The organism is Acinetobacter larvae (assembly GCF_001704115.1).
GTDB classification, from domain to species: Bacteria; Pseudomonadota; Gammaproteobacteria; order Pseudomonadales; family Moraxellaceae; genus Acinetobacter; species Acinetobacter larvae.
Genome location: NZ_CP016895.1, coordinates 275,334 through 301,057, shown reverse-complemented (window position 1 = coordinate 301,057; position 25,724 = coordinate 275,334). Strand labels below are relative to the sequence as shown.

General features: G+C 40.3%; 26 protein-coding genes, 1 tRNA gene and 1 pseudogene. 15 read left to right on the top strand and 13 right to left on the bottom strand.

The features are described from left to right. Window positions 1-105 precede the first annotated feature (105 nt). Window positions 106-864, top strand: a complete 759-nt coding sequence (hisF, locus tag BFG52_RS01325) for an imidazole glycerol phosphate synthase subunit HisF (protein WP_067551561.1) — start codon at window positions 106-108, stop codon at window positions 862-864. A gap of 355 nt (window positions 865-1,219) precedes the next feature. Here hisF and BFG52_RS01320 read toward each other — a convergent pair whose 3' ends face one another. Then, complete coding sequence (locus BFG52_RS01320) at window positions 1,220-1,465, bottom strand: hypothetical protein (protein WP_067551559.1); 246 nt, start codon at window positions 1,463-1,465, stop codon at window positions 1,220-1,222. 83 nt (window positions 1,466-1,548) lie between these two features. Beyond that, the gene (locus BFG52_RS01315; RefSeq protein WP_067551556.1) at window positions 1,549-2,610 is read right to left on the bottom strand and encodes a DNA/RNA non-specific endonuclease; all 1,062 of its coding nucleotides are present in this window, start codon (window positions 2,608-2,610) and stop codon (window positions 1,549-1,551) included. Between the two features lie 658 nt (window positions 2,611-3,268). Between BFG52_RS01315 and BFG52_RS17220 the strand changes: the two genes are divergently transcribed. Further along, entirely contained in the window at window positions 3,269-3,574 is a 306-nt protein-coding gene (locus BFG52_RS17220; protein ID WP_067551550.1) for a hypothetical protein, read from the top strand. Between the two features lie 133 nt (window positions 3,575-3,707). On the opposite strand, the gene BFG52_RS01300 is transcribed toward BFG52_RS17220, so the two are convergent. Beyond that, window positions 3,708-5,588 carry a potassium transporter Kup gene (locus tag BFG52_RS01300; protein ID WP_067551547.1) on the bottom strand — a complete coding sequence of 627 codons (1,881 nt, stop codon included), beginning with the start codon at window positions 5,586-5,588 and terminating at the stop codon, window positions 3,708-3,710. 118 nt (window positions 5,589-5,706) lie between these two features. Here BFG52_RS01300 and BFG52_RS01295 point away from each other — a divergent pair. The 13 genes and pseudogenes from BFG52_RS01295 (at window position 5,707) to BFG52_RS01230 (ending at window position 16,711) form a co-directional block, all read left to right on the top strand. Further along, window positions 5,707-5,796, top strand: a tRNA-Ser gene (locus BFG52_RS01295). Between the two features lie 182 nt (window positions 5,797-5,978). Further along, window positions 5,979-7,175, top strand: a complete 1,197-nt coding sequence (locus BFG52_RS01290) for a tyrosine-type recombinase/integrase (protein ID WP_067551543.1) — start codon at window positions 5,979-5,981, stop codon at window positions 7,173-7,175. Between the two features lie 8 nt (window positions 7,176-7,183). Further along, window positions 7,184-7,900: a hypothetical protein gene (locus BFG52_RS01285; protein WP_067551540.1), complete on the top strand. Its 717-nt coding sequence runs from the start codon at window positions 7,184-7,186 to the stop codon at window positions 7,898-7,900. A 92-nt stretch (window positions 7,901-7,992) separates the two neighbouring features. Beyond that, window positions 7,993-8,202 (top strand): helix-turn-helix transcriptional regulator, encoded by a 210-nt coding sequence (locus BFG52_RS01280; RefSeq protein ID WP_067551537.1) that lies wholly within the window; start codon window positions 7,993-7,995, stop codon window positions 8,200-8,202. Between the two features lie 243 nt (window positions 8,203-8,445). Further along, on the top strand, window positions 8,446-8,718 hold the full coding sequence (locus tag BFG52_RS01270) for a hypothetical protein (protein ID WP_067551531.1): 273 nt from the start codon (window positions 8,446-8,448) through the stop codon (window positions 8,716-8,718). Window positions 8,719-8,789: 71 nt separating this feature from the next. Next, window positions 8,790-9,953, top strand: a complete 1,164-nt coding sequence (locus BFG52_RS01265; protein WP_067551528.1) for a hypothetical protein — start codon at window positions 8,790-8,792, stop codon at window positions 9,951-9,953. A gap of 282 nt (window positions 9,954-10,235) precedes the next feature. Next, window positions 10,236-11,264, top strand: a complete 1,029-nt coding sequence (locus BFG52_RS01260; protein WP_067551525.1) for a YaaC family protein — start codon at window positions 10,236-10,238, stop codon at window positions 11,262-11,264. 14 nt (window positions 11,265-11,278) lie between these two features. After that, entirely contained in the window at window positions 11,279-12,010 is a 732-nt protein-coding gene (locus BFG52_RS01255; protein ID WP_067551522.1) for a hypothetical protein, read from the top strand. Window positions 12,011-12,350: 340 nt separating this feature from the next. After that, window positions 12,351-13,864 (top strand): IS3 family transposase gene (locus tag BFG52_RS16740; RefSeq protein WP_099092610.1). Its coding sequence is split into 2 segments (ribosomal slippage): window positions 12,351-12,795 and window positions 12,795-13,864, totalling 1,515 coding nucleotides; the frame shifts between segments, so codons are not numbered across the junction. Beyond that, window positions 13,846-14,175, top strand: a complete 330-nt coding sequence (locus BFG52_RS17465) for an integrase core domain-containing protein (protein WP_081408740.1) — start codon at window positions 13,846-13,848, stop codon at window positions 14,173-14,175. The genes BFG52_RS16740 and BFG52_RS17465 overlap by 19 nt, the downstream gene beginning before the upstream one ends. Before the next feature lie 29 nt (window positions 14,176-14,204). Beyond that, window positions 14,205-15,315, top strand: a pseudogene (locus BFG52_RS01240) (IS3 family transposase). Between the two features lie 39 nt (window positions 15,316-15,354). After that, window positions 15,355-15,561 (top strand): hypothetical protein, encoded by a 207-nt coding sequence (locus BFG52_RS01235; protein WP_067551510.1) that lies wholly within the window; start codon window positions 15,355-15,357, stop codon window positions 15,559-15,561. Window positions 15,562-15,763: 202 nt separating this feature from the next. Next, complete coding sequence (locus tag BFG52_RS01230; protein WP_067551507.1) at window positions 15,764-16,711, top strand: AEC family transporter; 948 nt, start codon at window positions 15,764-15,766, stop codon at window positions 16,709-16,711. Window positions 16,712-17,373: 662 nt separating this feature from the next. On the opposite strand, the gene BFG52_RS01220 is transcribed toward BFG52_RS01230, so the two are convergent. The 10 genes from BFG52_RS01220 to BFG52_RS01175 all read right to left on the bottom strand — a co-directional run bounded on the left by BFG52_RS01220 (window position 17,374) and on the right by BFG52_RS01175 (window position 25,583). After that, window positions 17,374-17,793: a F0F1 ATP synthase subunit epsilon gene (locus BFG52_RS01220; protein WP_067551505.1), complete on the bottom strand. Its 420-nt coding sequence runs from the start codon at window positions 17,791-17,793 to the stop codon at window positions 17,374-17,376. Window positions 17,794-17,817: 24 nt separating this feature from the next. Then, window positions 17,818-19,212 (bottom strand): F0F1 ATP synthase subunit beta, encoded by a 1,395-nt coding sequence (gene atpD, locus BFG52_RS01215; RefSeq protein WP_067551502.1) that lies wholly within the window; start codon window positions 19,210-19,212, stop codon window positions 17,818-17,820. Between the two features lie 26 nt (window positions 19,213-19,238). Beyond that, complete coding sequence (gene atpG / locus BFG52_RS01210; RefSeq protein WP_067551499.1) at window positions 19,239-20,108, bottom strand: F0F1 ATP synthase subunit gamma; 870 nt, start codon at window positions 20,106-20,108, stop codon at window positions 19,239-19,241. An 88-nt stretch (window positions 20,109-20,196) separates the two neighbouring features. Next, window positions 20,197-21,741: a F0F1 ATP synthase subunit alpha gene (atpA, locus tag BFG52_RS01205; RefSeq protein ID WP_067551496.1), complete on the bottom strand. Its 1,545-nt coding sequence runs from the start codon at window positions 21,739-21,741 to the stop codon at window positions 20,197-20,199. Window positions 21,742-21,786: 45 nt separating this feature from the next. Next, entirely contained in the window at window positions 21,787-22,323 is a 537-nt protein-coding gene (locus BFG52_RS01200) for a F0F1 ATP synthase subunit delta (protein ID WP_067551493.1), read from the bottom strand. A 12-nt stretch (window positions 22,324-22,335) separates the two neighbouring features. Then, on the bottom strand, window positions 22,336-22,806 hold the full coding sequence (locus BFG52_RS01195) for a F0F1 ATP synthase subunit B (protein ID WP_067551490.1): 471 nt from the start codon (window positions 22,804-22,806) through the stop codon (window positions 22,336-22,338). Window positions 22,807-22,845: 39 nt separating this feature from the next. Continuing rightward, window positions 22,846-23,091, bottom strand: a complete 246-nt coding sequence (gene atpE / locus BFG52_RS01190; RefSeq protein WP_067551487.1) for a F0F1 ATP synthase subunit C — start codon at window positions 23,089-23,091, stop codon at window positions 22,846-22,848. A gap of 82 nt (window positions 23,092-23,173) precedes the next feature. Continuing rightward, window positions 23,174-24,049, bottom strand: coding sequence for a F0F1 ATP synthase subunit A (atpB, locus tag BFG52_RS01185; protein ID WP_067551484.1), 876 nt, complete (start codon window positions 24,047-24,049; stop codon window positions 23,174-23,176). Window positions 24,050-24,150: 101 nt separating this feature from the next. Then, a complete protein-coding gene (locus tag BFG52_RS01180; RefSeq protein WP_067551481.1) occupies window positions 24,151-24,549 on the bottom strand; it encodes an ATP synthase subunit I in 399 nt (132 codons plus the stop codon). A gap of 179 nt (window positions 24,550-24,728) precedes the next feature. Beyond that, window positions 24,729-25,583 carry a metal ABC transporter substrate-binding protein gene (locus BFG52_RS01175; RefSeq protein ID WP_067551478.1) on the bottom strand — a complete coding sequence of 285 codons (855 nt, stop codon included), beginning with the start codon at window positions 25,581-25,583 and terminating at the stop codon, window positions 24,729-24,731. Window positions 25,584-25,724 lie beyond the last annotated feature (141 nt).

Genomic DNA, 25,724 nt, shown 5'->3' with positions numbered 1-25,724 from the left:
TGCAATAAACTGAATTAAGTTTGATAGAATACTCGTTCCCACAATTAAGGTGTAGCGCCTAAGTGGATTAGTTTACTATCCGATTGTTATTTTTGGAAAATAATTATGCTTGCCAAACGGATTATCCCCTGTCTAGATGTCGATAACGGTCGCGTTGTGAAGGGTGTGCAGTTCCTTGATATACGTGATGCTGGTGACCCTGTCGAGGTTGCACGACGTTATAACGAACAAGGCGCAGATGAAATTACCTTTTTAGATATTACAGCGACATCCAGTGGTCGTGATACCACCTATCGCACAGTGGAACGCATGGCAGAGTCCGTCTTTGTACCGCTGACGGTAGGCGGTGGTGTACGCAAGGTCGAAGATATTCGTCTTTTACTCAATGCTGGTGCAGACAAAGTCAGTATTAACTCTGCGGCGGTCTTTCAACCAGAGTTTGTTTTAGAAGCCTCGCAACGCTTTGGTGCCCAATGTATTGTGGTGGCGATTGATGCCAAAAAAGTCGCTCCACAACAATGGGAAATTTTTACCCATGGCGGACGTAAAGCCACTGGGATCGATGCAATTCAATGGGCGGTCAAAATGGCAGAATACGGCGCAGGTGAATTACTCATCACCTCAATGGATGCCGATGGCACCAAAGCCGGTTATGACTTAGAACTGATGCGTCACATTAATGATCGTGTCTCGGTTCCCACCATTGCCTCTGGTGGCGTCGGAAATTTACAACATCTGGCAGATGGCGTGTTAAAAGGTGGTGCCGATGCGGTCTTAGCCGCCAGTATTTTCCACTTTGGTCAACATACTATTCCTGAAGCGAAACGCTATATGGCCGATCAAGGCATTGTCATGCGATTGTAATATTGGCTTGTTAGCATTTCAAAAAATAAATCGCTCATGGCATATAAAGCGATATGCACATGAGCCAATACAATAAAAATAGCGTAAAAAAAAGGAGTCTTGAAAGACTCCTAAAACATAAAAGGAAAACACAGCGCAGTTTTCTTGATAAAACTTCAATAACAATAAACAGGTGCTACCCCAGTGGGTAGTGCCTCTTTATTTTAAAACTTACAAAACATTATATAATATTTACAAAAACAATAAACAACTTTTTTCATTATTTTTCATTCAATTTTAAATTACTTTAGCGCTTACAAGGCTTACGAGAGCTTCATCACTTCAAAACCATCAGAAACCTCAAAGCACATACCATTTAGAGGAATGGATTATCTATTTCTTGCGCTTCTTGCAAAACAATCTTTGCCGGTAATTCGGGCACTTGTTCTAACTGCGCCACCATATCGTTGCAGATTTTCTGTAAAACTTTGGCTGCTCGCAGCCCTTGCTGGTCTTTAGTAATTTGGATGTTGCCATAAATATTGACACTATCACCCTGATTTTCAAAAGTTAAATCTTGTACTGCATGTGAATCTGTCGCATTACTAAAAGGCTTAAACATATCAATACCTCACTGGAATGATGATCCGATCACTTGAACTCAATTTTTATTGGATCAAATAAATTTTAGCTTGCAATTGCGCGTTACAGTTGAGCCAGCAATTGCCGTAGTACATTTTTAATAAGTTGCTGCAACTCGCTTTCTGAAGCATTGGCTTGGCTATTCAGTGTACTCTGATTTTCAATATTGCCATCAGATGTACTCGACTGAAACCGTTTTTGTAATTTCTGCACCCGCTCTGAACTGACCGCCTCCGCACAACGACTGCTACCATCCCAACGATCATACGCAATTGGCTTATTGGCTTTAACCTGTGCAGCAGACAAAGGCAGACGATAAACATTACGCTTTTGATCCGTGCTTAAGCTGGGGAAAAAGTTAATCCCAGTATATTCTTCCAGCTGGCATACACTGATTACTTGCACCTGTAATGAATTATTGTTCGGAGCATAATAGGCACTAAGCACACCCGTTTTCGGGATATACAAGACTTTATAGGTCGCATCTGGGACGATCACACCTTTACCAATCGTTTTCAATTTCTTCGAGCGATACACTGGCCCCGTCACCACATAAATTTCTTGCTTATTTTTCAGCACCAAACTGCGCGTAGCTTCTTCTAACTTACGCCAAACTTCCTGATTATTTTTAGGCGCTTGTGGCACCATATTGGCCAAAGAGAAACTGTCTTTTTGTGAGGCACGATCACCCATATCACCATTTGGTGCCATGTGCCCTCGATCATAGCCAGAACCCCGATAATCACTTAATAATGCACGGTACTGTTGCGGTACACGGCTTTCTTCATGAAACTGATCTTCGCGCGGAATTTTTTGACTTAGGCGACTTACAGTCAAATGCTCGGCCGTCCATAAAGGTGTTTTAGATATCCCGGAGTACATGACATTGAAGCCATTAAAACATAAAGGAAAACTATTTTGCTCTAAGCTGGCACGACTTAAATAGGGCGGCTGATCTGCATAAAATTGCGATAAACAACGGTTATTATTTTGCGCAAGTGACGGTATATATTGGGTGACTTGCTCTTTTCCAAAAAACAGGGCCGATGCACCTGCCAACACCAAGCCAATCAACACTTGTAATGCTGTTGCATTGACTCCCATGACTTTCTTTTTTCTTGCCATTTTAAACTGCTAATGCCCGCAAAACGATACAACCTCAATGGCTTGGCAGCTTAGCAAGCTCTCAGGCAGAAGTATATGTAAAACAGATGTAGCTGTACAAAGCTTCACCAATATCATGATATAGATTTGTATCTTATTCAAAATAATCAATTTAATCATCATGCGACGGTGTTTAAGCTTAACACGAAAACAGCCGATCCCTACGGGCTCAAACATTTCTACGGAATGGAAGTCAAGCTCTTTTAAGGAAGATTTGTTGTTTATTTTATGGCTTTTTATATAAAACTTTAAATTAAATATGTACTTAGCTTGTCTGCGTGGCAGCATAGTAGCAAGCTATAAAAGACATGCTACATTCTTTTACGACTTGTTAGACGCTGCATGCAAGTTTAAAGCATTGCCTTAAATTATTTATTGTCTATTTATTGCCATTGCTGTGCATGCAAATGTGAGCATTATCGGTTTTGATTGCGTGGCTGTTGTTGTCTACAAACACCATTCACAGCAAAACATCTGAGGCTAATTTCAGCAAACTGATATCTAGCAGCCATTCTGTTTCAGACCACATTGAGCGGAACAATAGCTTTCTAGATACCACATCAAGCCCAGACAGATAGAGCTCACAATTCATTTCATCGCATCAATTCAGGAGTATGATATGCGTTTACACTTCATCGGTTTAGTTTCTGCCTTATCATTGGTTGCAATGTCATCTGCTTTTGCTGAGCCAGCTGTACAAGCAGGGGAAACTTTAGAAAGTTTATCTCAAGTTAAAGTGGCAACAACCGTAAACGGTCAACCCGCCTCTTTGGTTGAACTGGTTCAAAGTGGGCAAATCAAATTGGTTGATCCAAATCAAGCTGCTGCACCACAACCAGCGCCTGAAACCGCCCCCAATGCTGCGCCTGCTTCTCAAGCTGAAGCACCACAACCAGCACCGCAACCTCAACAACCACAACAATAAACCATCAATACGCCAAACTTGACATCACATCGGCATTTTATCGGTGTCGATGTCGTCCAGATAGCACAAAGCCAAGGTTCTCCTTGGCTTTGTGCTATCTGATTCACTTTATATTAAGGCATACCCTGTTGTATTAAATTTCGATTTGGCTACCCATTTCTACTACCCGATTGGGTGGGATCTGATAAAAATCACTCACTGGACTGGTATTACGTTGCATAGAAATAAATAATTTTTCTCGCCACGGTGCCATACCATCCCCTACGGTATGAATCAAACGGTCTCTGGAAATAAAGAAACTCATTTGCATCATATCTAACTCAATGCCCATTTGCTCATAAGCTTGTGTTAATGCTTTAGGAATATTGGGCTGATCTTTAAAACCATAGTACACAAAAATACGATAGAAACGCTGTTCAAGCTGCTCAACACGTATCCGCTCTATAGGCGGAACATAGGGTACATCACGTGTTACGACAGTCACTAAGATATTTTTTTCATGCAATACTTTATTATGCTTAATATTATGTAACATCGCATGTGGCACAATATTCGGCGTTCCAGTCAAATAAACTGCATGCCCAGGTACAAAAATAAAATCTGGACTTAAGTTAATACTTTTAATAAAGACATCCATGGGCAAAGCGTCTTTCTCTAAACGCTGTAAGACTATGGCGCGACCATCTTTCCATGTCATTAAAATCGTAAACATCACGGCACCTATTAAAATTGGTACCCAGCCCCCTGCAACGATTTTTAATGATGTCGATGCTACGAAAACTAAATCAATCACTAAAAATGGAATAGCAAATAATGCAACTTTCCAAATCGGCCAACGCCAGAAACCATAAGCCAAAATGGAAATTAAAATTGTGCCACAGAGCATGGTCATCGTCACCGCTACACCATAGGCACTGGCCAGATTATTACTATTATGAAATAACAAAATCAGGATTAAGACGGAAATAAATAACACCCAGTTAATAAAAGGCACATAAATCTGCCCCTGCTCTACATCTGAGGTATGGCGCACAGTCAGGCGTGGCAAATAACGTAATTGGATGGCTTGATTCGCCATCGAAAATACACCCGTAATCACAGCTTGTGATGCAATTACAGCAGCAGCGGTCGCCAAACCAATCATTGGATAAAGTGCCCAATTGGGTACCAACATATAAAATGGATTGGCAATCGCATTCGGATCACGTAATAACAGCGCCCCTTGTCCTGCATAATTCAACAACAAACACGGCAATACAATCATAAACCAAGCCAGTTTAATCGGCATCCGCCCAAAATGCCCCATATCTGCATAGAGCGCCTCGCCACCTGTCATGGTTAGAATAACCGCCCCCATCGTCAAAAATGCAACATAAGGCTGTTGTACGACAAAACTAATCGCCCAATGTGGACTCATCATCGCCAAAACAAAAGGCGTTTGCGCAATACTCAATAATCCGAGCAAACCAATCGACAAGAACCACAATAAAGTGATTGGACCAAAGAATTTACCCATGGTTGCCGTACCATGACGTTGTAGCAAAAATAATCCCGTCAAAATACCAATCGCTAATGGCATTAACCAATGATTAAACATCGGTGTGGCAATACTAAGCCCTTCAATCGCGGATAATACTGAAATCGCTGGGGTAATAATGCCATCACCAAAAAACAAAGAGGCACCGATAAAGCCCAAGGCAATTAGATAGATTTTTTTATCTTCGGCAATCCGTGTAGAACGTAGATTGAGTGCCAACAGAGACATAATGCCACCTTCGCCATTATTGTCGGCGCGCATGATGACTGTGACGTATTTAAAGCTGATGGTCAGCATCATACACCAGAAGATCAGTGATAAAATCCCCATCACCGTCGCCTCTGATATCGCAATATGCGCAGCCGAAAAGCATTGCCGCAAAGCATAAAGCGGGCTAGTGCCGATATCTCCAAATACAACACCTAAAGCTGCGAGGGTGATCGCTGGCATTGCAGCTTTTTTAGCAGAACTTTGCATACTAAATAATCGATACGTCAATATTTTTGCAAATCATAACATTCAGTTCAAAGTTTTTCCTCAAATCAATTGTTTCAGCTTGGCAGATGGCTTTTTTTTGGGTATTATCCCTCGCCATGGTGAGGTGTCCGAGTGGCTGAAGGAGCACGCCTGGAAAGTGTGTATACGTTTGCGCGTATCGAGGGTTCGAATCCCTCTCTCACCGCCAGATTCGAATATCATGAGTTCTCATGAAGTATTAAAGGCTTAAATCTAAAGGGTTTAAGCCTTTTTTGTTGGTTCACACACTCTCATGACATCCATTGCAATCCCCCATTCTGAGGGGGATAATTGGGGGACAGGTTATCTTAGCGGATTTTCGTCCCCCAAATTGTATGGAAACACATCAAAATGCTCACAGATGCTCAAATTAGAAAGATCAAGCCACTTGAAAAGAAGAAACGCTATTCTGATGAGAAAGGCTTGTATCTAGAAGTCACTCCAGCTGGTGGTAAATTTTGGCGTTTGAAGTACCGATTTGACGGGCGTGAAAGCACATTAACCATTGGCAGCTATCCTGAAATTACATTAGCACAAGCTCGCCGTGCCCGTGATGAGGCTCGTATTCAGCTTTACAGCAATATTGATCCTAATGCGGTCAAGAACCAACGCTTACAACAAATTGATGAAAATATTCTTTTTAAATCACTTGCTATGGAGTGGATGGAAGATCGTAAAGCCGTTATCAAAGAAACTACCTACTTACGTGATCTATCAGTATTTGAGAAAGACTTATTCCCTGCTCTTGGGAACTTGCCTATTGATCAAATCAATGGGAAAGATGTTCTTGCGTGTGCCAAGAAAATTGAACAACGTGGCGCACAAGAAATGGCTAAACGCTCTATCCCTTTGGCTGGGCGTATTTTTCGTTTTGCAATCCGTAAAGGCATAATTGAACATGATCCTACACCTCACTTACAAGAGGCGCTAAAGCCCCGTAAAGTGAAACATATGGCACGTTTAGATATTTCTGAATTTCCTGCTTTTCTTGAAAGAATGGATCGCTATCATGGCAATTTAATTATCAAATCTGCATTACAACTCATGACGATTACCTTTGTCAGAACCGCTGAGCTTAGGCTAATGGAATGGAGTGAGGTTGATTTTGAAAATCGACTATGGCGTATTCCTGCTGAGAAAATGAAAATGGCTCTACCGCACATCGTTCCACTATCAAAGCAAGCAATAGATATATTAGAGCTGATTCGCCCAATTACGGGTATCAAACAATATGTTTTTTATAATTACAGCACGGCGAAACCGATTAGTAGTAATGCATTATTATGTGCAATCCGCACAATGGGATATAACGGCAGAATGACTGGTCATGGCTTTCGGGGGCTAGCCTCAACCACACTACATGAACAAGGCTACATGCACGATGCTATTGAAGTCCAATTAGCGCATAAAGTTGGTAACGCAGTGTCTCAAGCCTATAACCATGCTCAACATATGGACTATCGAATCAAGATGATGCAAGAGTGGTCAGATTTTATTGATAGTATGCGGAATAATGTGATTCCTTTTCCTAAAGCAAAATTAGCCTGAACTATTGTATGAGCAAGCTCTCCACTTTATATGAAACCTTAGAAATTCTAAATTTTAATATTCATGATGAAGATGATGTTTTGAATTTTTTCATGAAATACATAAAAAGTGGAGCATTGGCTATTTATACTGTTATTGACTGTACTATTTGTAGAGTTTCAACACATGACCAATATGCTGAATCACTAGAAGCATTCAATGGATTTGCAAAATTATATCCTTATGACTCTTTTCTAGAGCTATTAAAGAATGAAAGAAATTCAATAAATATTACAGAAATAGAAGGCTATTTAGGAGATGATCCTATATCTTTAACAAACCAAAAAATTTACTTATTTAAAAACCAAATTGACCAAAATAATTATTTACCTTATCTACCCGTCTCTTATGAAATGCTAATAATTGGTAAAGAAGAAGATCTTTATACACATGAAATAACTTTACGAGATCTATATTTCAAAGATTCCGACATTTTCAAGATTATGGAATTAAGCAAAGCTATAACTTTGACTCCAGCCCCTTCTTCTCCAGAAGATCTAAGAGCCAATGAAAGAAAAAAAGTAGCTCTTATCATGAAATCATTAATTGAAATTTCTAAAGTAACTATCGACAGTCCATATGGTGAAACCAACCAAAAGATTAAGACACAAATTGAACTAAGTGGAGAAACCGTCGGGAAAGATGCAATAGGGAAATGGTTAAAAAGAATACAAGAGCTTGAATAATTTTTCTTTCCAATTCTATATAGAATTATCGAATCATCTCTAAACACATACTGCACATCAACGGCGCAATACCTTGATTACATAGGTGCAATATGATTTCCAGAAACCTTCAATACGAACAGTTTGTTCGAATGAAAGACTTAGCCAATCGTCCCGATAGCAAAGGGCTGATTGGCGTTTCCTCCCAAACACTTTGGCGGTGGATTCAACAAAAAAAATTCCCTGCTCCCACAAAAATCGGTTCTAACATTTCTATATTCAGAATGTCTGAAATTCAGGCATGGATGAAGGCACAAGGCTAGAAATGACAGAATCTAGAATTTACAACCGTAAACAAGCATCTGAATTTCTAGCAAGTCATTTACAGCATAAGAATGCAGCTCAATGGCATCACTGGCTTGTTAGAAACATTCGGCAATCAAAGCACGTTTACAAATTGACGTTTCAAGAAGTTGGAAGACAAATCTGTTATTCAGAAAACAGTTTGCTTGCCTTCATTAAATCGTCAACCACCCCCTACAACCAAATGAACAAAGGAGTTCAACATGGACGTTAAAACTAAAATTCTCAGCACGGTAGTTTCACAAGTCGTTGCGGATTTAATGAATCACAAAGACTGGGATTCATTCATGGAATACACAGATTGGACAGCTTTCCAAGCTGAAGTAAATAACAAGGAACTTACTTCAAAAATTCAGCGATTACTCCAATGTCCTGAATACAAGCAAATCATTCAATATGGCAACAAAGTCTTTAATGATGAAATGAGTCGACAATCGGAGGAATTCAATCAAATGATTCAAAACATCCCTTGTTAATACATAAAGATTGAAGAACGGCTCTAAGAGCCGTTTTTTATTGCACTTAAATCTATAGGAATTTAGAAGCCATGAATGATATTCAACTCAGCCCCGAATACAAAAAACTGATAAATCGATTCGATCATTTAGATTTAATTGATCCATTTCACGATGATTATTATATCGAAATGCAGCACATTCATTTTGACTTTGCCTATCTCAAGGCTAAATCTGAGAGAGAAGATTTTCCAATCGATCCTGAGCCTAAAGTATTAACTCTCTCGACTCATACATCGGATGAGGAGATGGCATCCTTATTGAAATCATTAGCAGATACCTACTCTGAAAATGCTAAAGCTGCAGATGATTTAGAAACAGTCATTTATTCCAATATTAGCAACTATGATTTCAAAGCAATGAATATTAAGGTTAAGGCTCAAGTTGATTTTTTAGATTTATATTTTGAGATTGAAAAACCTTCTACGCGGCATGACATTAAAAAATACTTAACCGAAAAGACTGGAATTACTCACTACATCTCAGAACACAAAAAAGGATTTATCATTCGTTTACATGATATGAATTCTTGGAATGAATTACAGCGCCGTGTTCAACATTTAAATCACTTTAAATGCAATAAAGAAAGCTTGAGAATCATGGAAATTGAGCTAGCAATTGACTTCTATCATTTTAAGCACAGAGCGCTTGTTACAGCCCTATTTAAATCCATTTACCTACCTAATACGGCAAAAAATTTTCGTGTCTTTAAAAGCCAATCAGGTGTATTTACACCAGTACCGACAACACCACTCACCATGATGAAACGGCTTGAAAGCGGATATAACATTGGAATCAACTATAAAAATGCTGACGAATACTGGCATCTTTATGTCAAAACAACAGATCAAAACAAACAACCTTTATCCAAAGACAAATGGCGAATCCGTGCCGAAAAAAACATTAAGCATAATGTTCTAAATAAAATGGATAATCAACTCACCAACTTAAAGAGAGTATTACTCGAAGGATTTAAAGGACTGAGCTTTACCCAATTAATGAGCCATGCTCCTCAATCTATGAAAGACACTTATAGGGATTCGAATCAACCTTTTGGCATGGAGCAAGAAATCTATTATGGCAAGTCTCGGCATAAGCGGACACTACGAGAACATATAGAAAAATATGCTGAATTAAATCGGCTTATTTCCAGTGCCGTTCATAATTTACTTCGCAACTTTGCTATCAGTGCCTAACCATGAAGATTCTACCGTAAGCTTTAATTTATAAGGCTTACGGGTCTTACCCTTAGATTGATCTGCCTAATAACTTATATACCCATATAGGTTATATAGATAGTTCGGCTTAACAATTAATTAACTAGAACTTATTCATGTAAGCAGATGAGCGAAGTCTTAGAAAATAAACGAAATGCTGTATGTAGTCCATTTATAAAAATAGAAATAAAAACAACATTCTTATATTTAGATAATACATAATTAAGCAAAATATTTTTATATGAACATATTAGGATCCATATGATAGAAGTTGAAATTAAGTTTGGATTTCCTCTTTTCTCTAAAGAAGCCTCTTTAGTAAATTTAGGGAATAATCAAAAATTAATTATTTCTGATATTTGGGCATTTTGGGACTATGTTATCAAAAAAAGAACTTCCGATAGAAAAGAAAGGATTTTTTTGCAATCACTGTTAGAACAAGCAAAACATTTTTACATTACAGCTGAATCAAGTCCTGTTAAAAGTCAACCTCTTCTTTATTATTATTCCTTCTTAAATTTTGCTAAAATTCTTATAAATATAAATGGAGGTTTTGGTTTCAATAAAACATATATGCATGGAGCGAGTGAAAAACATAACAATCGATTTATACACTCGGAAATTATGAAACAAAAACAAAAAATCCAGCTTGTTCAAGTGGCTCATGAACTAATTTCTCTTTTTGAACCAAATATTCCTAATGTCGACATTTCTATTAATGTGAAATCATTATTAAGTCACTGTATTGGTATACATAGACCTTATGCTGAAATTTACAAGCAAAAAGAAATATTTTTTAAAATTGAAAAATACAGACTATATAAACATGGCAAGCAACTAATATTTAATGCTGAAATTAAGTGCGATTTGAGTGAAATGCATCTTTTAAATGCACAACAGTACAACTTATCAGAAAATGAAGATGGTAACATTATTTGGTCTGAGCATATCATAATGTCCACATATACCCCTTCAAGGAAAGATTATGCTGCCTTAAGTAATTTACTTAGAAATAAAGGGATTTGGTACTTGATAGGAAATGATGGATATACCATGTATATCTCAAATTCTGCTACAGATCGTTATAGCCAAGAATCTATTATCTATATGACGATGTTTTATCTAGGTTCTATAACTCGTTATCACCCTTATATGTTTGATGAAATATTTTCTGATAAAGAACAATGGCTAATGAGTGAGTTTTTAAATACTCAGCCAAAACAATTTCTCTATTTAGCAACTGCTAGAGTTCTCGGACAAAGTGTTCTGAAAGCCTATGCAAGTTTTTAAAAAAAGGCAAAGCAATGAATAGTATTCCTTTAACATTTCTCACTCATTCTTCAGAAGTACTTGCAAATACAGATACAGGACTTCCAGGTAGTAAAATCACTAAACTATTTTCAGCCTATGCTGTCGATTTCAATGTTGATGTCCCTTATGCATCACTCCCATTAAATGCACCAAATAAGAGAACTGCCTTACTTGAAAATTTAAAGTGCTTTCAACCAGAGCAACAATATAAAATTATTCTTGAATTATGCGATAGTCCATATTTACCCCAACCTATAGATACTAGTATTGATAATTTAAAAATTCAGCTAATTGCTAGATATAGTAGCCTGTTTGGCACTATATCTTCAGAGACCCTAAATCAAGCTTTGGTTGAAGAGACTAAGCATTGGTTAGGTGCCTATCCTTTAAGCCTGAAGCAATACGAGTCAGCTCTTTTAAAATTTGAGAATAATATTTTTGAACGAAATCTTCTTGATGATTTAAGGTTGGCACTAGAATTACTACTTAAGTCCATTTTTAATAATGATAAATCTTTAGAAAATCAACTAAGTAGTATAGGTACATATATCAATACAAGTGGCGGTTCACCACATTTCTCAAATATGTTTCAAAAGCTGGTTGATTATTACTCAAAATATCAAAATACATTTGTAAAGCATAATGATGCTGTCATTGAGCAAGAGATTGAATTTATTTTCGAAATGACCTCTTCTTTTATGAAGCATTTAGTCAAACTAAGTTGATAAAGCTTAGTGCTTGGGGGACAATTGGGGGATTGAATAAAATAATTAAACTTATTCTATTTGTTTTTCAGATGCTTATCATGTATATATGACTCCCTCTCTCGCCAGATTCGAATATCATGAGTTCTTATGATGTATTAAAGACTTAAATCTAAAGAGTTTAGGTCTTTTTTTATGTCTCATGGTATCCACTTTATCTATTGCAAACCAGATGAAGTTGGGGGTATAGCGATTTACCCCCATATTTTATACCCCCAATATCCCTTTGGAAGCCCCTCTCACTGTCAGGATAGTTGTCACCCCCTCTGAAACTAAATTTATGAGGGTAAAGGAGTGACAAATGAAACATATTTCATCTGAACGAAAAACGAGTGTCTTAGCTAAATTATTACCACCTTACAATATGACTGTAGCAGCTGTTGCTCAAATGGAAGGTATTTCTGAATCAACCCTTTATAATTGGCGACAACAAGCTAAAGCCAAAGGAATTCCTGTGCCAGGTACGAATATTACAACTGAACAATGGCCTGTCGAGGCTCGATTTGCTGTGATCGTTGAAACTGCAACCATGAGTGAAGCTGAAATTGCTGAATACTGTCGTAAAAAAGGACTTTATCCTTCTCAACTCATCGAATGGAAAAGTAATTTCTTAGACATACCTGAAAAAGTCAGTAAAAATGAGCTTAAAAAAGTGAAAAGTGAAAATGCAAAATTAAAAAGAGAACTGATTCGTAAAGAAAAAGCACTAGCTGAGGCGGCAGCGATTCTGGTTCTTCGAAAAAAGCTCAACGATTATTACGGGGAAGTCGACGAGGACAATTAACGAGTATTGATCATCGCCAGCTAATTATTTTATGGATTGGTGAAGCAGTAACAGCAGGTGCGCGCTTAAAAATAGCCCTTAAAGAGGTTAATTTAAGTTTACGGACTTGGCGTAGATGGCAGAAATCGAGTGAAGATCGTAGAACGACTGTTATCCGCCCAACACCAGTCAACCGATTGAGTATTGAAGAAGAACAACAGATATTAGAGATCTGTCATCAGCCTCGATATGCTGAGCTTCCACCTTCTCAAATTGTTCCAAGGCTTGCAGATCAAGGCATTTACATCGCCAGTGAGTCTACATTTTATAGAGTGCTTCGACGCCATGGGGAGATTCATCACCGAGGACGACAGCACAAACCAAGGAACATAAAACCACCGACAACTTTCAAAGCCCACACCTCATGTCAGGTGTGGAGTTGGGATATTACTTGGCTCCCCTCAAAGGTCCGTGGTCGTTGGTATTACTTGTATCTGATTGAAGATATATTTAGTCGCAAGATTACTGGAGCTGAAGTACATGAAGTTGAGAGTGGTGAGCTTGCGGCTGAACTCGTTCATCGTACGGTACTGCGTGAGCAATGCTATCGCCAACCATTAATACTGCATGCAGATAATGGGGCTGCAATGAAATCTCAAACTTTACAGGTGAAGTTAACGGATTTAAATATCTCGCCTTCACACAGTAGACCGCGGGTGAGTAATGACAATGCCTATGTTGAGTCATTATTTAAGACCTTGAAATACGTACCTTATTGGCCATCGTCAGGCTTTGAAAGTTTAGATCAAGCCCGAGTTTGGGTTGACGGTTTTATTCACTGGTATAACGAAGAACATCGTCATAGTGGTATTAGTTATGTTACGCCATCACAACGGCATAAAGGTGAGGATATTGGGTTATTAGCGCAACGGTCTGAAGTATATCGTATAGCGCGAGAAGCAAAACCAGAACGCTGGTCAAAGCAGATTAGAAACTGGCACAGAAAAGATGTTGTTATGCTTAATCCTGAGCGATTAAAAATAGCGGCTTAAAATCAACAAAGGGTGACAACTACCTTGACATTTACCGGCCATCATCAGGCTTTGAAAGTTTAGATCAAGCCCGAGTTTGGGTTGACGGTTTTATTCACTGGTATAACGAAGAACATCGTCATAGTGGTATTAGTTATGTTACGCCATCACAACGGCATAAAGGTGAGGATATTGGGTTATTAGCGCAACGGTCTGAAGTATATCGTATAGCGCGAGAAGCAAAACCAGAACGCTGGTCAAAGCAGATTAGAAACTGGCACAGAAAAGATGTTGTTATGCTTAATCCTGAGCGATTAAAAATAGCGGCTTAAAATCAACAAAGGGTGACAACTACCTTGACATTTACCGCGCCTTAGCGAACTCAAGTGAATCTATAGCAGCAATCGCCAATAAGCTTGGTATTGGTTACTCAACACTTGATAAATGGGTTCGTCAATCTAGCGAGGCTGGCTCTAGCAAACGTCAGTTTACACCTGAGCAGCAGCGTATTCTGGATTTAGAAAAAGAGAATAAACGTCTCCGCGAGGCGAATGACATATTAAAAAAAGCGCATGTATACTTTCTCACCGAGGATGCCAAGAGAAATACACGTTAATCAAAGGAATAGCACCAAAGATTGTTTCTGTTACCTCCGCCTGTGATTACATTGGTGTGAGTCGATCAGGCTATTATGCGTGGCTTAAACGAGCTCCTAGGTGTCAGAAACAACTCAATGATTTACAGTTACTTTACTGGGAGCATCATGCTCGTTTAGGTGCCCCATCATTGGTCTATGAAATGCGTGCTAAAGGTTATTGCTTGAGTGAAAGAACTGTGGGTAGAATGTTAGGTAAACTGGGTATTACCGTAGTAAAATAGCTCGTAAATTCAAGTATAAAATTGATCCAGCAGATCGATCACCCGCAGCACCAAATTTATTGGAACGCCAGTTTAAAGTATCGAAACCCTATAAGGTATGGACCACGGATATTACTTATATTTGGACTCAACAAGGTTGGGTATATTTATGTGTGATGTTGGATTTATTTAGCCGTCGTATTGTCGGTTGGCAGACCAGTAAATATATTGATCGTCATCTGGTTTGTGATGCATTTAATTATGCGATGGTACGGCAAGGCTATCCTCAGGAAGTAATGGTTCATTCCGATCAAGGTAGCCAGTATGGCAGTCATGACTACAGGGACTTATTGGTCGCCAATGGAGCTATTCAGAGCATGTCACGACGAGGCAACTGTTGAGATAATGCAGTCACTGAAAGCTTCTTTCACACATTAAAAGGACATATCGTACATGGTAGTGTATTTAAAACGCGAAAAGAGGTCTATAAGGACTTGTTCGAATATATTGAGGTTTACTACAATCGGATTCGACGACATTCTGCAAATGGCTGGATTAGTCCAGAAGCTTTTGAACAAGAATATTTGAAAAACTTAGAGGGAAATATTGTCTAATAATATGACTAGGATCAAGGATCAAGGATCAAAGAGAACATGGGAGTCGCCAATATTCCGGCTTTCTTAGGAGCTACGCGTGACATTCCATACTTCCTCAACAGCACTGGATTGCATGATGCTACGATACAACGCATTCTTCAAGAAGAGGGGCTCGAATCGGAAGCCGATGACGACATAATACAATTGGTTAAACAAAAGCTCGACACGATCCTTATGGATACCTATTCAAATAAGTATATATAATTCAATAAGATAAGAGAAGATTTGATCCAGTTCTATACATCCAATGTCATCTATGCATCCACTGTTGGCCATTATGTAAGAGACTTGATCGCCACTCAGTACTCAAGGGACGGAGCATCATAGAATAATCACAAACAAGCTTCAGAACACATACGGATCTGAGGTTCTCTAGTCACTCAAAGAAACCCAAGAGAGATAACTCATGTTCTTGATCGTAATGCCAATATTTCTCGTCATCCTCGTTGGCTATGTCTATGGAAGACTGAAACCTGACAGCGGTGAAGCGGACAAGCTGATCAACGACTATGTTCTCTATATCGCGCTACCAGCCTTGCTATTCATTGCTGTTGCTCGTGCTGACATAGCAGACCTCAAACAGTGGGGATTCGTCATGTCTACCCTCATCGGAATCGTGGCGTCATATGTCATTGCCACAATGTTTGCTAAAAGCATGAAGATCGGGCTACCACAATCCTCTATATTCAGCATGGGGGCATGCTACGGAACGACAGGCTATATGGGGGTACCAATTTTGATTTCAATTTATGGTGAGCAAGCAACATTACCGGCTGCCTTGGCAACGATTTTGCACAACATACCCGCCATCATGGCCGTCATCATCAGTTGGGGTGTGTTTTCAAATCGAACGACTAAAAACCAAATATCACTATTTCGTAGTGTGATAACTGCTGCATTGACTACGGTAAAAAATCCCCTAACAATCTCTGTTCTAGCGGGGCTCGCCTTTGTGCTATTCGACATCCGTGTACCGATTTTCATTGAGTCCTTTGCAAGTTTCCTTGGTAACGCAGCAGGTCCAACGGCACTCTTCGCACTGGGCTTAGGACTGTCCCGTCTCAACGTCAGGAAACATTTGAATGTAACGGCTGGCAGAATAGTCATCCCTATGATCGCATTGAAGTTATTCGCACAGCCCGCAATAACCTTTGCAGTAGCAACCTATGTCTTTGGCATGAGTCAAGGCGTTTGGCTAGCAGTGGCGGTAGTAATGGCAGCACAACCCATCGGTGCAGGGGTATATGTCTTCGCCAAAAAGTACAACTACCTTCAAGATATCATTTCGCTCTCCATCATCGTCTCGCTGCCACTTGCCCTAGTGACCATTCCGCTAGTACTGAATCTATTTTAAAAATTCTTATAGCACTATTCATCCACGCCAAATCCTTTATTTTATGTGATAGTTCTTTGAATATATAAGAATTAGCGTTTTATCTTTAGATCATAGACCTATATAAATGGGAGATTTATGTAGTACTTCAAGTTTTAGCTCGCCCAGCATTTAAGCATCTTTTTCGTAAAAATTGTCAGTCAAATTTGATTTAAAACTTATACCCGTTGATCTATTCTTTGATGTTATCCACTTCAGTTTTACATTCACTTAGAAATCTTTTTATCATAAAACCAACAATATCAGCTTGACCTCTGGATGCTCTGATTTCCCCCCCTATCCTGCGCATCATTATGGATTTGCCACACTTTATTCCAATGTGTTTCTATATAATCAACCATACACGCTTTATAGGGTGCTGGTGTATTAAAATATACCTGTCTTAAAAAATTTTCTTTGGGTTTAATTTTAGAATTGACACAAGCCAATAAAGAAAATACCAAAGTTAATCCTATACTGAATATTTTCATTTTTAAATATCCCTCTGCAAGCATCAAACTATTCAATTGCCTACTTAAACCGCAAAGTTTATAAATAAATCACGAAGCGACTCCATAAAATTGTAGCGTATCCACCACCCACAAAAAAGCCACCCGAAGGTGGCTCTTTGGCAATCGGCAATATTACATTGCGCGATTTTTAATTTTACGAATCGTCTCGAGCTGAGCTGCGGTTTCTGCCAAAGCTGCAAGTGCAGCGGCTGAGTCCATATCGCTTTTTTGATTGGCAAGCAAATGTTCTGCGTTTTTACGCGCTTCTAAAATTGCTGCTTCATCCAGGTTTTCAGCACGTACTGCAGTATCTGCAAGCACTGTCACCACATGCGGTTGAACTTCTAACACGCCACCAGATACATAAATTAATTCTTCTGAGCCATTTTCTAATAGCACACGAATTGCACCTGGTTTTAGCAAAGTGACGAGCGGAGCATGTCCTGGCATGATACCAAGCTCACCGCCTGCACCTTTGGCAATCAGCATCGAAATCGTGCCAGAGTACAAAGACTCTTGAGCACTTACGATATCACATTGCAAAGTTGACATGAGAATCTCCTAAAAGAGTGCTAATTAAAGTTTCTCAGCCTTAGCAATCACTTCGTCAATACCACCAACCATATAGAACGCTTGTTCAGGAAGGTGATCGTATTCACCAGCTAAAATACCTTTAAAGCCACGAATAGTTTCTTTAAGCGGTACCAATTTACCAGGCGCACCGGTAAATACTTCAGCAACGTGGAAGGGTTGAGAGAAGAAACGTTGGATTTTACGCGCACGGTAAACCACCAATTTATCTTCTTCTGCCAATTCATCCATACCCAAGATTGCGATGATGTCTTTCAACTCTTTATAGCGTTGTAGGACGTTTTGTACAGCACGCGCAATTTCGTAATGCTCTGTACCCACCACAAGCGGATCAAGCTGACGTGAAGTTGAGTCCAGTGGATCGATCGCTGGATAAATACCAGAAGATGCGATGTCACGGCTCAATACCACTGTTGCATCTAAATGCGCAAAAGTAGTCGCAGGTGAAGGGTCAGTCAAGTCATCCGCAGGTACGTATACCGCTTGGATTGAAGTGATTGAACCTGTTTTGGTAGAGGTAATACGTTCTTGAAGTACACCCATTTCTTCTGCAAGTGTTGGTTGATAACCTACTGCAGATGGCATACGACCAAGAAGTGCTGATACTTCAGTACCGGCCAAGGTATAACGGTAGATGTTGTCAACGAACAAGAGTACGTCACGACCTTTACCATTTTCATCTTTTTCATCACGGAAATATTCAGCCATGGTCAAACCAGTCAAGGCTACACGTAGACGGTTACCTGGTGGCTCGTTCATCTGACCGTAGACCATTGCTACTTTGTCTAGAACGTTAGAATCTTTCATTTCGTGATAGAAGTCGTTCCCTTCACGGGTACGCTCACCCACACCAGCAAACACAGACAAACCTGAGTGTGCTTTTGCGATGTTGTTGATGAGTTCCATCATGTTTACGGTTTTACCAACACCGGCACCACCGAACAAACCAACTTTACCACCTTTCGCAAACGGGCAAAGTAAGTCGATGACTTTAATACCAGTTTCGAGTAGGTCAGTCGAAGCTGCTTGGTCTGCATAAGAAGGTGCTTGACGGTGAATTGGCAAACGCTCTTCAGTTGCAACTGGACCCGCTTCATCGATTGGGCGTCCAAGAACGTCCATGATACGACCTAGTGTTGCCGTACCGACAGGTACAGAAATTGGTGCACCTGTGTTGGTCACGTTCAAACCACGTTTAAGGCCTTCTGTAGAACCCATCGCGATGGTACGAACTACGCCATCACCAAGTTGTTGCTGAACTTCTAAAGTGGTTTCAGTTCCGTCAACTTGGAGAGCGTCATAGATCTTAGGAACGCTAGTGCGTTCAAACTCGACGTCGATAACCGCGCCGATGATCTGAATGATACGACCGCTACTCATTGCTGTCTCCTCAATTCAAAATAGTGTTAAACGGCAGCGGCACCACCAACGATCTCAGAGATTTCCTGAGTAATCGCGGCTTGACGCAGCTTGTTATAAATGAGTTGTAGGCTCTTGATCAATTCACCTGCGTTGTCTGTAGCAGCTTTCATCGCCACCATACGTGCAGACTGTTCACAAGCAATATTTTCAATTACACCTTGGTATACCATAGACTCAATGTAGCGTACCAATAGACCATTCAGCAGTGTCTCAGCTTCAGGTTCATAGAGGTAATCCCAACCATAGGTACGGTTGAGGTCCATTTCTTCAGCAGCAGCTGCCAAAGGAACGAGTTGTTCTACTTTTTGGTTTTGAGTCATGGCATTGACAAAACCATTAGATACCAAATAAATGCGATCAATCTCGCCTTTATCGAATGCATCTAACATGATTTGTACTGAACCAGATAACTGTTCCAAACTTGGTGTATCGCCTATATGCGTCGTTACACCGAGCACTTTACCGCCGTAGTTTTTAAAAAACGAAACCGCTTTTTGCCCAATTAAAGCAAATTGAACTTCAATTGATTGCTCTTGTTGCTGTTGCACATGCTTGGCAACTTTTTTAAACAAGTTAATGTTTAAGCCACCAGCCAATCCACGATCCGAAGAAACGATGATATAACCCACACGTTTTACCGGACGTTCCACCATATAACGATGTTTATATTCTGGATTTGCTTGGACTAAGTGAGCAATAACACGGTGCATATTTTCGGCATACGGACGGCCTTGAGCCATGCGCTCTTGCGCACGACGCATCTTCGAAGCAGCTACCATCTGCATCGCACGCGTAATTTTCTGCGTGCTTTTGATACTAGCTACTTTGGCGCGAATTTCTTTTAAATTTGCCATACGCTTAACCTAGTATTCGAAGGCCCTTGCAAGCCTCCGAAGGTTGATCCGTGATTCAAACTTAACTGTGATTTAGACACGGCTAAACTTAGTAAGTTTGAGTCGCTTTAAAGCTCTCAATACCTGCTTTGATTGCAGCTTCGATGTCTTTGTCATAGTTACCAGTTTCATCGATTTTTTGCATCAATTCAGCATGCTCTGAACGGAAGTAAGAAATGAGTGCAGCATCAAAATCTACAATTTTCTTCACGTCAACGTCAGTCATATAACCTTCGTTCGATGCATAAACTGAAACAGCTTGGTCAGCAATTGAGTAAGGCGCATATTGTTTTTGCTTCATTAACTCAGTAACGCGTTGACCATGCTCAAGTTGCTTACGTGTTGCTTCATCAAGATCAGAAGCAAACTGAGCAAATGCTGCCAATTCACGGTATTGTGCAAGCGCGGTACGGATACCACCTGACAATTTTTTGATGATCTTCGTTTGTGCAGAACCACCAACACGCGATACCGAAATACCCGCGTTCACCGCAGGACGAATACCCGCGTTGAATAAAGAAGTTTCTAAGAAGATCTGACCGTCAGTAATCGAAATTACGTTGGTTGGTACGAATGCAGAGACGTCACCCGCTTGAGTTTCAATGATCGGTAAAGCAGTTAAAGAACCTGTTTTGCCAGTCACTTCACCCTTGGTGAATTTCTCTACATAGTCTGCAGATACGCGCGAAGCACGTTCAAGTAGACGAGAGTGAAGATAGAATACGTCACCTGGGTACGCTTCACGACCTGGTGGACGACGAAGGAGCAATGAAATTTGACGATAAGCAACAGCTTGCTTAGACAAATCATCATAAATGATTAATGCATCTTCACCGCGGTCACGGAAATACTCACCCATTGTACAACCAGAGTATGGTGCAAGATACTGCATCGCTGCAGGATCTGCAGCCGCCGCTGCGACAACAGTGGTATATGCCAATGCGCCAGTTTCTTCTAGTTTACGTACCACGTTGGCAATGGTCGATTGTTTTTGACCGATCGCAACATAGACACACTTAATACCAGAATTTTTCTGTGCAATGATGGCATCGATGGCCATTGCAGTTTTACCAGTTTGGCGGTCACCAATGATAAGCTCACGTTGACCACGACCGATAGGAATCATTGTATCTACTGATTTATAACCAGTTTGTACAGGTTGGTCTACAGATTGACGCCAAATTACGCCAGGTGCTACTTTTTCAACAGCATCTGTCAATTTTGCATCGATTGGACCTTTACCATCAATTGGATTACCAAGAGCATCGACCACACGGCCTAAAAGTTCTGGACCAACCGGAACTTCTAATACACGACCTGTGCAACGCGCTTTTTGGCCTTCTTGAAGGCTTAAGTAGTTACCTAAAACGACGGCACCCACTGAATCCTGTTCTAGGTTCAGTGCCATACCATATAAGCCGCCGTCGAATTCGATCATCTCACCGTACATTGCATCTGCAAGACCGTGAATGCGCACAATACCGTCGGAAACCATTACAATGGTCCCTTCGTTTTTAGCGGTCGCGCTGGTGTCCAGATCGCCGATTCGCTGTTTAATGAGCGCACTGATCTCGGATGGATTCAGTTGTTGCATTGCGCTATACCTCAATCTTTTATAAGTTCAGTCTTCTTCAAGCAATTAAGCAAGAAGACGTGTCCGCATTTTCTCAAGCTTGCTAAGCGCAGAATCATCTATCACTTGGTCGCCTGCACGAATAACAACACCAGCGATTAATGCTTTATTCACCTCAACGGTGACTCGAACAGCACTGTTAAAACGCTTTTCAAGCGCTTGAGCAATTTTCTGTTCTTGTTCGGCATTAAGTGGAAATGCTGATTCAATCACAACATCAACAACATTGTTATTTTGTGCTTTGAGCTGCTCGTATTCGGTTGAAATTTCGGGTAATAAAGCTAAACGACCATTCTCTGCAAGCAGTGTCAAAAAGTTAGACACAGCAGCAGATTGTTGGTCACCCAAAATCTTAGCAAATAAGCTAACTTGCTCAGCAGGCGTTAACTCAGGGCGATTCAAATAATCTGAAAATGCATCGTCTTGTACCGTAGCACCAAGCACTTGTAACGCATTTGACCAGTTGTCTGTTGCACCTTGCTCAGAAGCATAAGCAAATGCTGCTTTGGCATATGGGCGTGCTAACGTCAAGAGTTCAGCCATATCTCGCCTCGCTTAAAGTTTAGCAGCCAGCTGATTTAGCATGGCATTGTGAGCTTCTGCGTCAACTTGTTGATCCAGAATTTTCTCTGCACCGGCTACGGCAAGCGCAGCGACTTGTTGACGTAATTCTTCGCGAGCAGTATTGATTTCTTGATCAACAGCTTCTTTCGCTTGTTGACGAATACGCTCACCTTCAGCTGCTGCTTGGGTACGCGCTTCTTCTACCAATTGTGCTGCACGGCGGTTCGCTTGTTCAATCAATTGAGCCGCTTGTGCTTTCGCTGCATCGATTTCTTGCTTCACTTGTGCTTGCGCATCGGCAAGGTCAGATTTGGCTTTCTCAGCAGCATTCAAGCCATCAGCGATACGACGCTGACGCTCACTAATCGCATTGATTAGTGGTGGCCATACAAACTTCATGCAGAATGCGACGAATATCGCAAACGCAATCGCTTGGCCAATCAATGTGAGGTTGATATTCATTGCAAATTCCTCAAATAGTGGATTTCGGAATTAAGCTGATTAACCTGCAAACGGATTAGCGAAGATGAAGAACAAGCCAATACCAACACCGATCATAGGTACAGCATCTAAAAGACCTGCGATTAAGAACATACGCGTTTGAAGTTGTGGCGCCAATTCTGGTTGACGAGCAACAGCTTCAAGGAAGCGACCACCCAAAAGACCAAAACCGATCGCAGTACCGAGAGCACCAAACGCGATTAAGATAGCAGCTGCGATCGCAACAAGACCAAGACCTAGTTCCATGATAATTCCTCAGAGGTTAGGTTTTCACCAAATTAAATTAAAAATCAGCGCCCAATCACCATGAGATAATTAGGCAATTCTATTAATGTTTTTCGCTTGCCATGCTTAGATAAACAATAGTAAGCATCATAAAAATAAAGGCTTGTAAGGTGATAATCAAAATATGGAATATCGCCCAAGGCACAGAAAGTGCCCATTGAATCCACAAGGGTAATAATGCAATAAGGATGAAGATCAACTCACCCGCATACATGTTACCGAATAGTCGAAGCGCCAATGAAATTGGTCGCGCCAAAAAGGTTACCAACTCTAAGAGTAAGTTGAATGGAATCAACAACGCTTTAAGAACTGGATTTTTTGGATTAAATGGGTTCAGCGCCAACTCACCAACAAAGCCACTAATGCCTTTTTCACGAATACTGTAAAAAAGAATCAGCGCAAATACAGATAGAGACATGCCTAGCGTCACGTTCGGATCTGTTGTTGGGACAATTTTGAAAAACACACTGTGTGGGTCCATACCAAATACGTTACTACCAATCACAGCAGCAAGATGAGGGATGAAATCAATCGGCATCAAGTCCATTAAGTTCATGAGGAAAATCCACACAAAAATGGTTAATGCAAGTGGTGCAATCAAACGTGACTTGCCATGAAAGGTATCACGTACGCTTGAATCTACGAACTCAATGATCATTTCAATTGCAGATTGAAATTTACTTGGCACACCAGCATTTGCGGCACGGGCAACCAACCAAAACAATAAACAAAAAATCACACCAAGGCCGATAGACCAACCCATTGAATCCAAGTGAATTGCAGTGAATCCCATATCTTGAGCTTCTTGAGCACTCTCAGCCAACTTCCATGTACCATCTGGCATTTTGCCATAGGTCATATTGGTCAAGTGATGCTTAATATACTCAGTCGATGTCAGGGCATGTTCTTCAGCAGCCATAAAATCACACCTGGTCAATGTCAAATACAAAAGTGAGTTTCCGAATACCTGCAATCTGCACAGTATCTCGTACACTCCCTAAAAAAAACTTTAAAGCACGTTTATACTTGTTTCTGTAGTCGTGCTAGCCAAATTGGTGCAATCCACGACATGCTCTGTACAAGCATAAAACCACAAATCAATGCCAAAGGCGACAATGTTTTTACACTGCTTAAAATAATGATAAAACCGACAACCACGATCGCAAACTTCCCAATCATTCCACGATACATATTGGAGAGGATTTGTTGTGAAGCTCTAGCACCTGCGACACGAAAAGATTGCCAACAAAAATAACTACTGGCGAGCCAACAGACAAACGCGCCTAAAGCAGCACTCTGTGCTGCTTTGAGATCTTGTATTGCCCATGCCAATAATGCGACCACAGGAACCATCACAGTTTGTAATAGAACGATCGCTTTGGCTAATCTTCGATCGACCAAGCGCTGAGGTCGGCTCATTTCTTTTTCCTACCTACAGTGTATCTGCTTGACAAGTGGTACTTTAGGTTAACAATCGATTTTAATCGCAGGCATTATAGAGTTACCCCCCTAAACATGCAATCATTTCCCGACCTTAGTCGAGTTTTTTTGCAAGCTATTTTTAATTTTTGCAAACTATTTTTAGCTTATTTTTCCGACTATTGCCGCGCATTCATCACACATTGTTGTACATTCTTTGCCAAAGCCTGCCACGCTTGAATAAAATTCTGTTGCTCAGATAGATTTTCATCGACTTTTTGAAACCAAACATCACCTAATTTTTGGTATTGGCTAGGGCTGGTATTGGCTTCTGCTAATAAACACATTTTCTTGAATGGACGGTTGTCATTGAGATACTTAATCTGATTAATATTCATCGGTACATGCGGGTCATCAGTCAAAGCACCAGCAAATTTAATATTTAATGGGCGCTCAAGATATTGATATGCATCATGAAATGCCCAGTATGGACGCGCAGCACGCTGTGTGTTGAACTGCTGAGATGCTTGGAATAACTCTTTACCAAACTTACGTGCGTTGTTCCAATATTGCTGTTTATGTTCTGGATATTGCTGTGAACGTAATGCTGCGATAAAGAATCCAATCCGTATCGCATTATTGGGATCTAACCAAACATGCGTATCTACTGTATTTTTTAATGCAACACCACGCGTATTCCGTAGTGGCAGTGCCTCAATAATGCCCGAGTCCAAAATTGAAATGGCCTTTTTATTTGAACTCAACAGTTTTTCTAAGGGGGCTTCATGTGCTTTGCCCACCCAAATCACCAAACCCGCATCTTGAATGGCTTTACGATCAGCTGGTGTTAACTGTACATCATGACCCGTCTGATTTTTTAACAATAAAACGGGCTGCTCAACCCCTTGCGTGACTTCCTTGGCAATCAAATAAATTGGATAGGTGGAAATCAGCAAAGGTGACTGTGCAGCCCACCCTGCACTGAACATGCATACACTGCATACACTAAGAAAAAAAATTAAATATCGCAACATGGCACCGCATACCTTTAGCTATTTTTTGTTATATTATAACAAAAGTTATCAATCCACTATTCTTAGATGACACTTTAGTGTCATGATATCATTCCAATTTAAAGATTATTTTTAAATACTCTTTTTCATTATTTGTGTTTA

Coding starts and splice junctions, on each gene's coding strand:
- BFG52_RS01255 (WP_067551522.1), top strand. CDS start 11,279: ATGAATAGTATTCCTTTAACATTTCTCACTCATTCTTCAGAAGTACTT.
- hisF (WP_067551561.1), top strand. CDS start 106: ATGCTTGCCAAACGGATTATCCCCTGTCTAGATGTCGATAACGGTCGC.
- BFG52_RS01300 (WP_067551547.1), bottom strand. CDS start 5,588: ATGCAAAGTTCTGCTAAAAAAGCTGCAATGCCAGCGATCACCCTCGCA.
- BFG52_RS01280 (WP_067551537.1), top strand. CDS start 7,993: ATGATTTCCAGAAACCTTCAATACGAACAGTTTGTTCGAATGAAAGAC.
- BFG52_RS01195 (WP_067551490.1), bottom strand. CDS start 22,806: ATGAATATCAACCTCACATTGATTGGCCAAGCGATTGCGTTTGCGATA.
- BFG52_RS01315 (WP_067551556.1), bottom strand. CDS start 2,610: ATGGCAAGAAAAAAGAAAGTCATGGGAGTCAATGCAACAGCATTACAA.
- BFG52_RS01200 (WP_067551493.1), bottom strand. CDS start 22,323: ATGGCTGAACTCTTGACGTTAGCACGCCCATATGCCAAAGCAGCATTT.
- atpG (WP_067551499.1), bottom strand. CDS start 20,108: ATGGCAAATTTAAAAGAAATTCGCGCCAAAGTAGCTAGTATCAAAAGC.
- BFG52_RS01285 (WP_067551540.1), top strand. CDS start 7,184: ATGAGCAAGCTCTCCACTTTATATGAAACCTTAGAAATTCTAAATTTT.
- BFG52_RS01175 (WP_067551478.1), bottom strand. CDS start 25,583: ATGTTGCGATATTTAATTTTTTTTCTTAGTGTATGCAGTGTATGCATG.
- atpD (WP_067551502.1), bottom strand. CDS start 19,212: ATGAGTAGCGGTCGTATCATTCAGATCATCGGCGCGGTTATCGACGTC.
- atpB (WP_067551484.1), bottom strand. CDS start 24,049: ATGGCTGCTGAAGAACATGCCCTGACATCGACTGAGTATATTAAGCAT.
- BFG52_RS01265 (WP_067551528.1), top strand. CDS start 8,790: ATGAATGATATTCAACTCAGCCCCGAATACAAAAAACTGATAAATCGA.
- BFG52_RS01235 (WP_067551510.1), top strand. CDS start 15,355: ATGGGAGTCGCCAATATTCCGGCTTTCTTAGGAGCTACGCGTGACATT.
- BFG52_RS01270 (WP_067551531.1), top strand. CDS start 8,446: ATGGACGTTAAAACTAAAATTCTCAGCACGGTAGTTTCACAAGTCGTT.
- atpA (WP_067551496.1), bottom strand. CDS start 21,741: ATGCAACAACTGAATCCATCCGAGATCAGTGCGCTCATTAAACAGCGA.
- BFG52_RS01290 (WP_067551543.1), top strand. CDS start 5,979: ATGCTCACAGATGCTCAAATTAGAAAGATCAAGCCACTTGAAAAGAAG.
- BFG52_RS01320 (WP_067551559.1), bottom strand. CDS start 1,465: ATGTTTAAGCCTTTTAGTAATGCGACAGATTCACATGCAGTACAAGAT.
- BFG52_RS01220 (WP_067551505.1), bottom strand. CDS start 17,793: ATGTCAACTTTGCAATGTGATATCGTAAGTGCTCAAGAGTCTTTGTAC.
- BFG52_RS01180 (WP_067551481.1), bottom strand. CDS start 24,549: ATGAGCCGACCTCAGCGCTTGGTCGATCGAAGATTAGCCAAAGCGATC.
- BFG52_RS01260 (WP_067551525.1), top strand. CDS start 10,236: ATGATAGAAGTTGAAATTAAGTTTGGATTTCCTCTTTTCTCTAAAGAA.
- BFG52_RS01230 (WP_067551507.1), top strand. CDS start 15,764: ATGTTCTTGATCGTAATGCCAATATTTCTCGTCATCCTCGTTGGCTAT.
- atpE (WP_067551487.1), bottom strand. CDS start 23,091: ATGGAACTAGGTCTTGGTCTTGTTGCGATCGCAGCTGCTATCTTAATC.
- BFG52_RS17220 (WP_067551550.1), top strand. CDS start 3,269: ATGCGTTTACACTTCATCGGTTTAGTTTCTGCCTTATCATTGGTTGCA.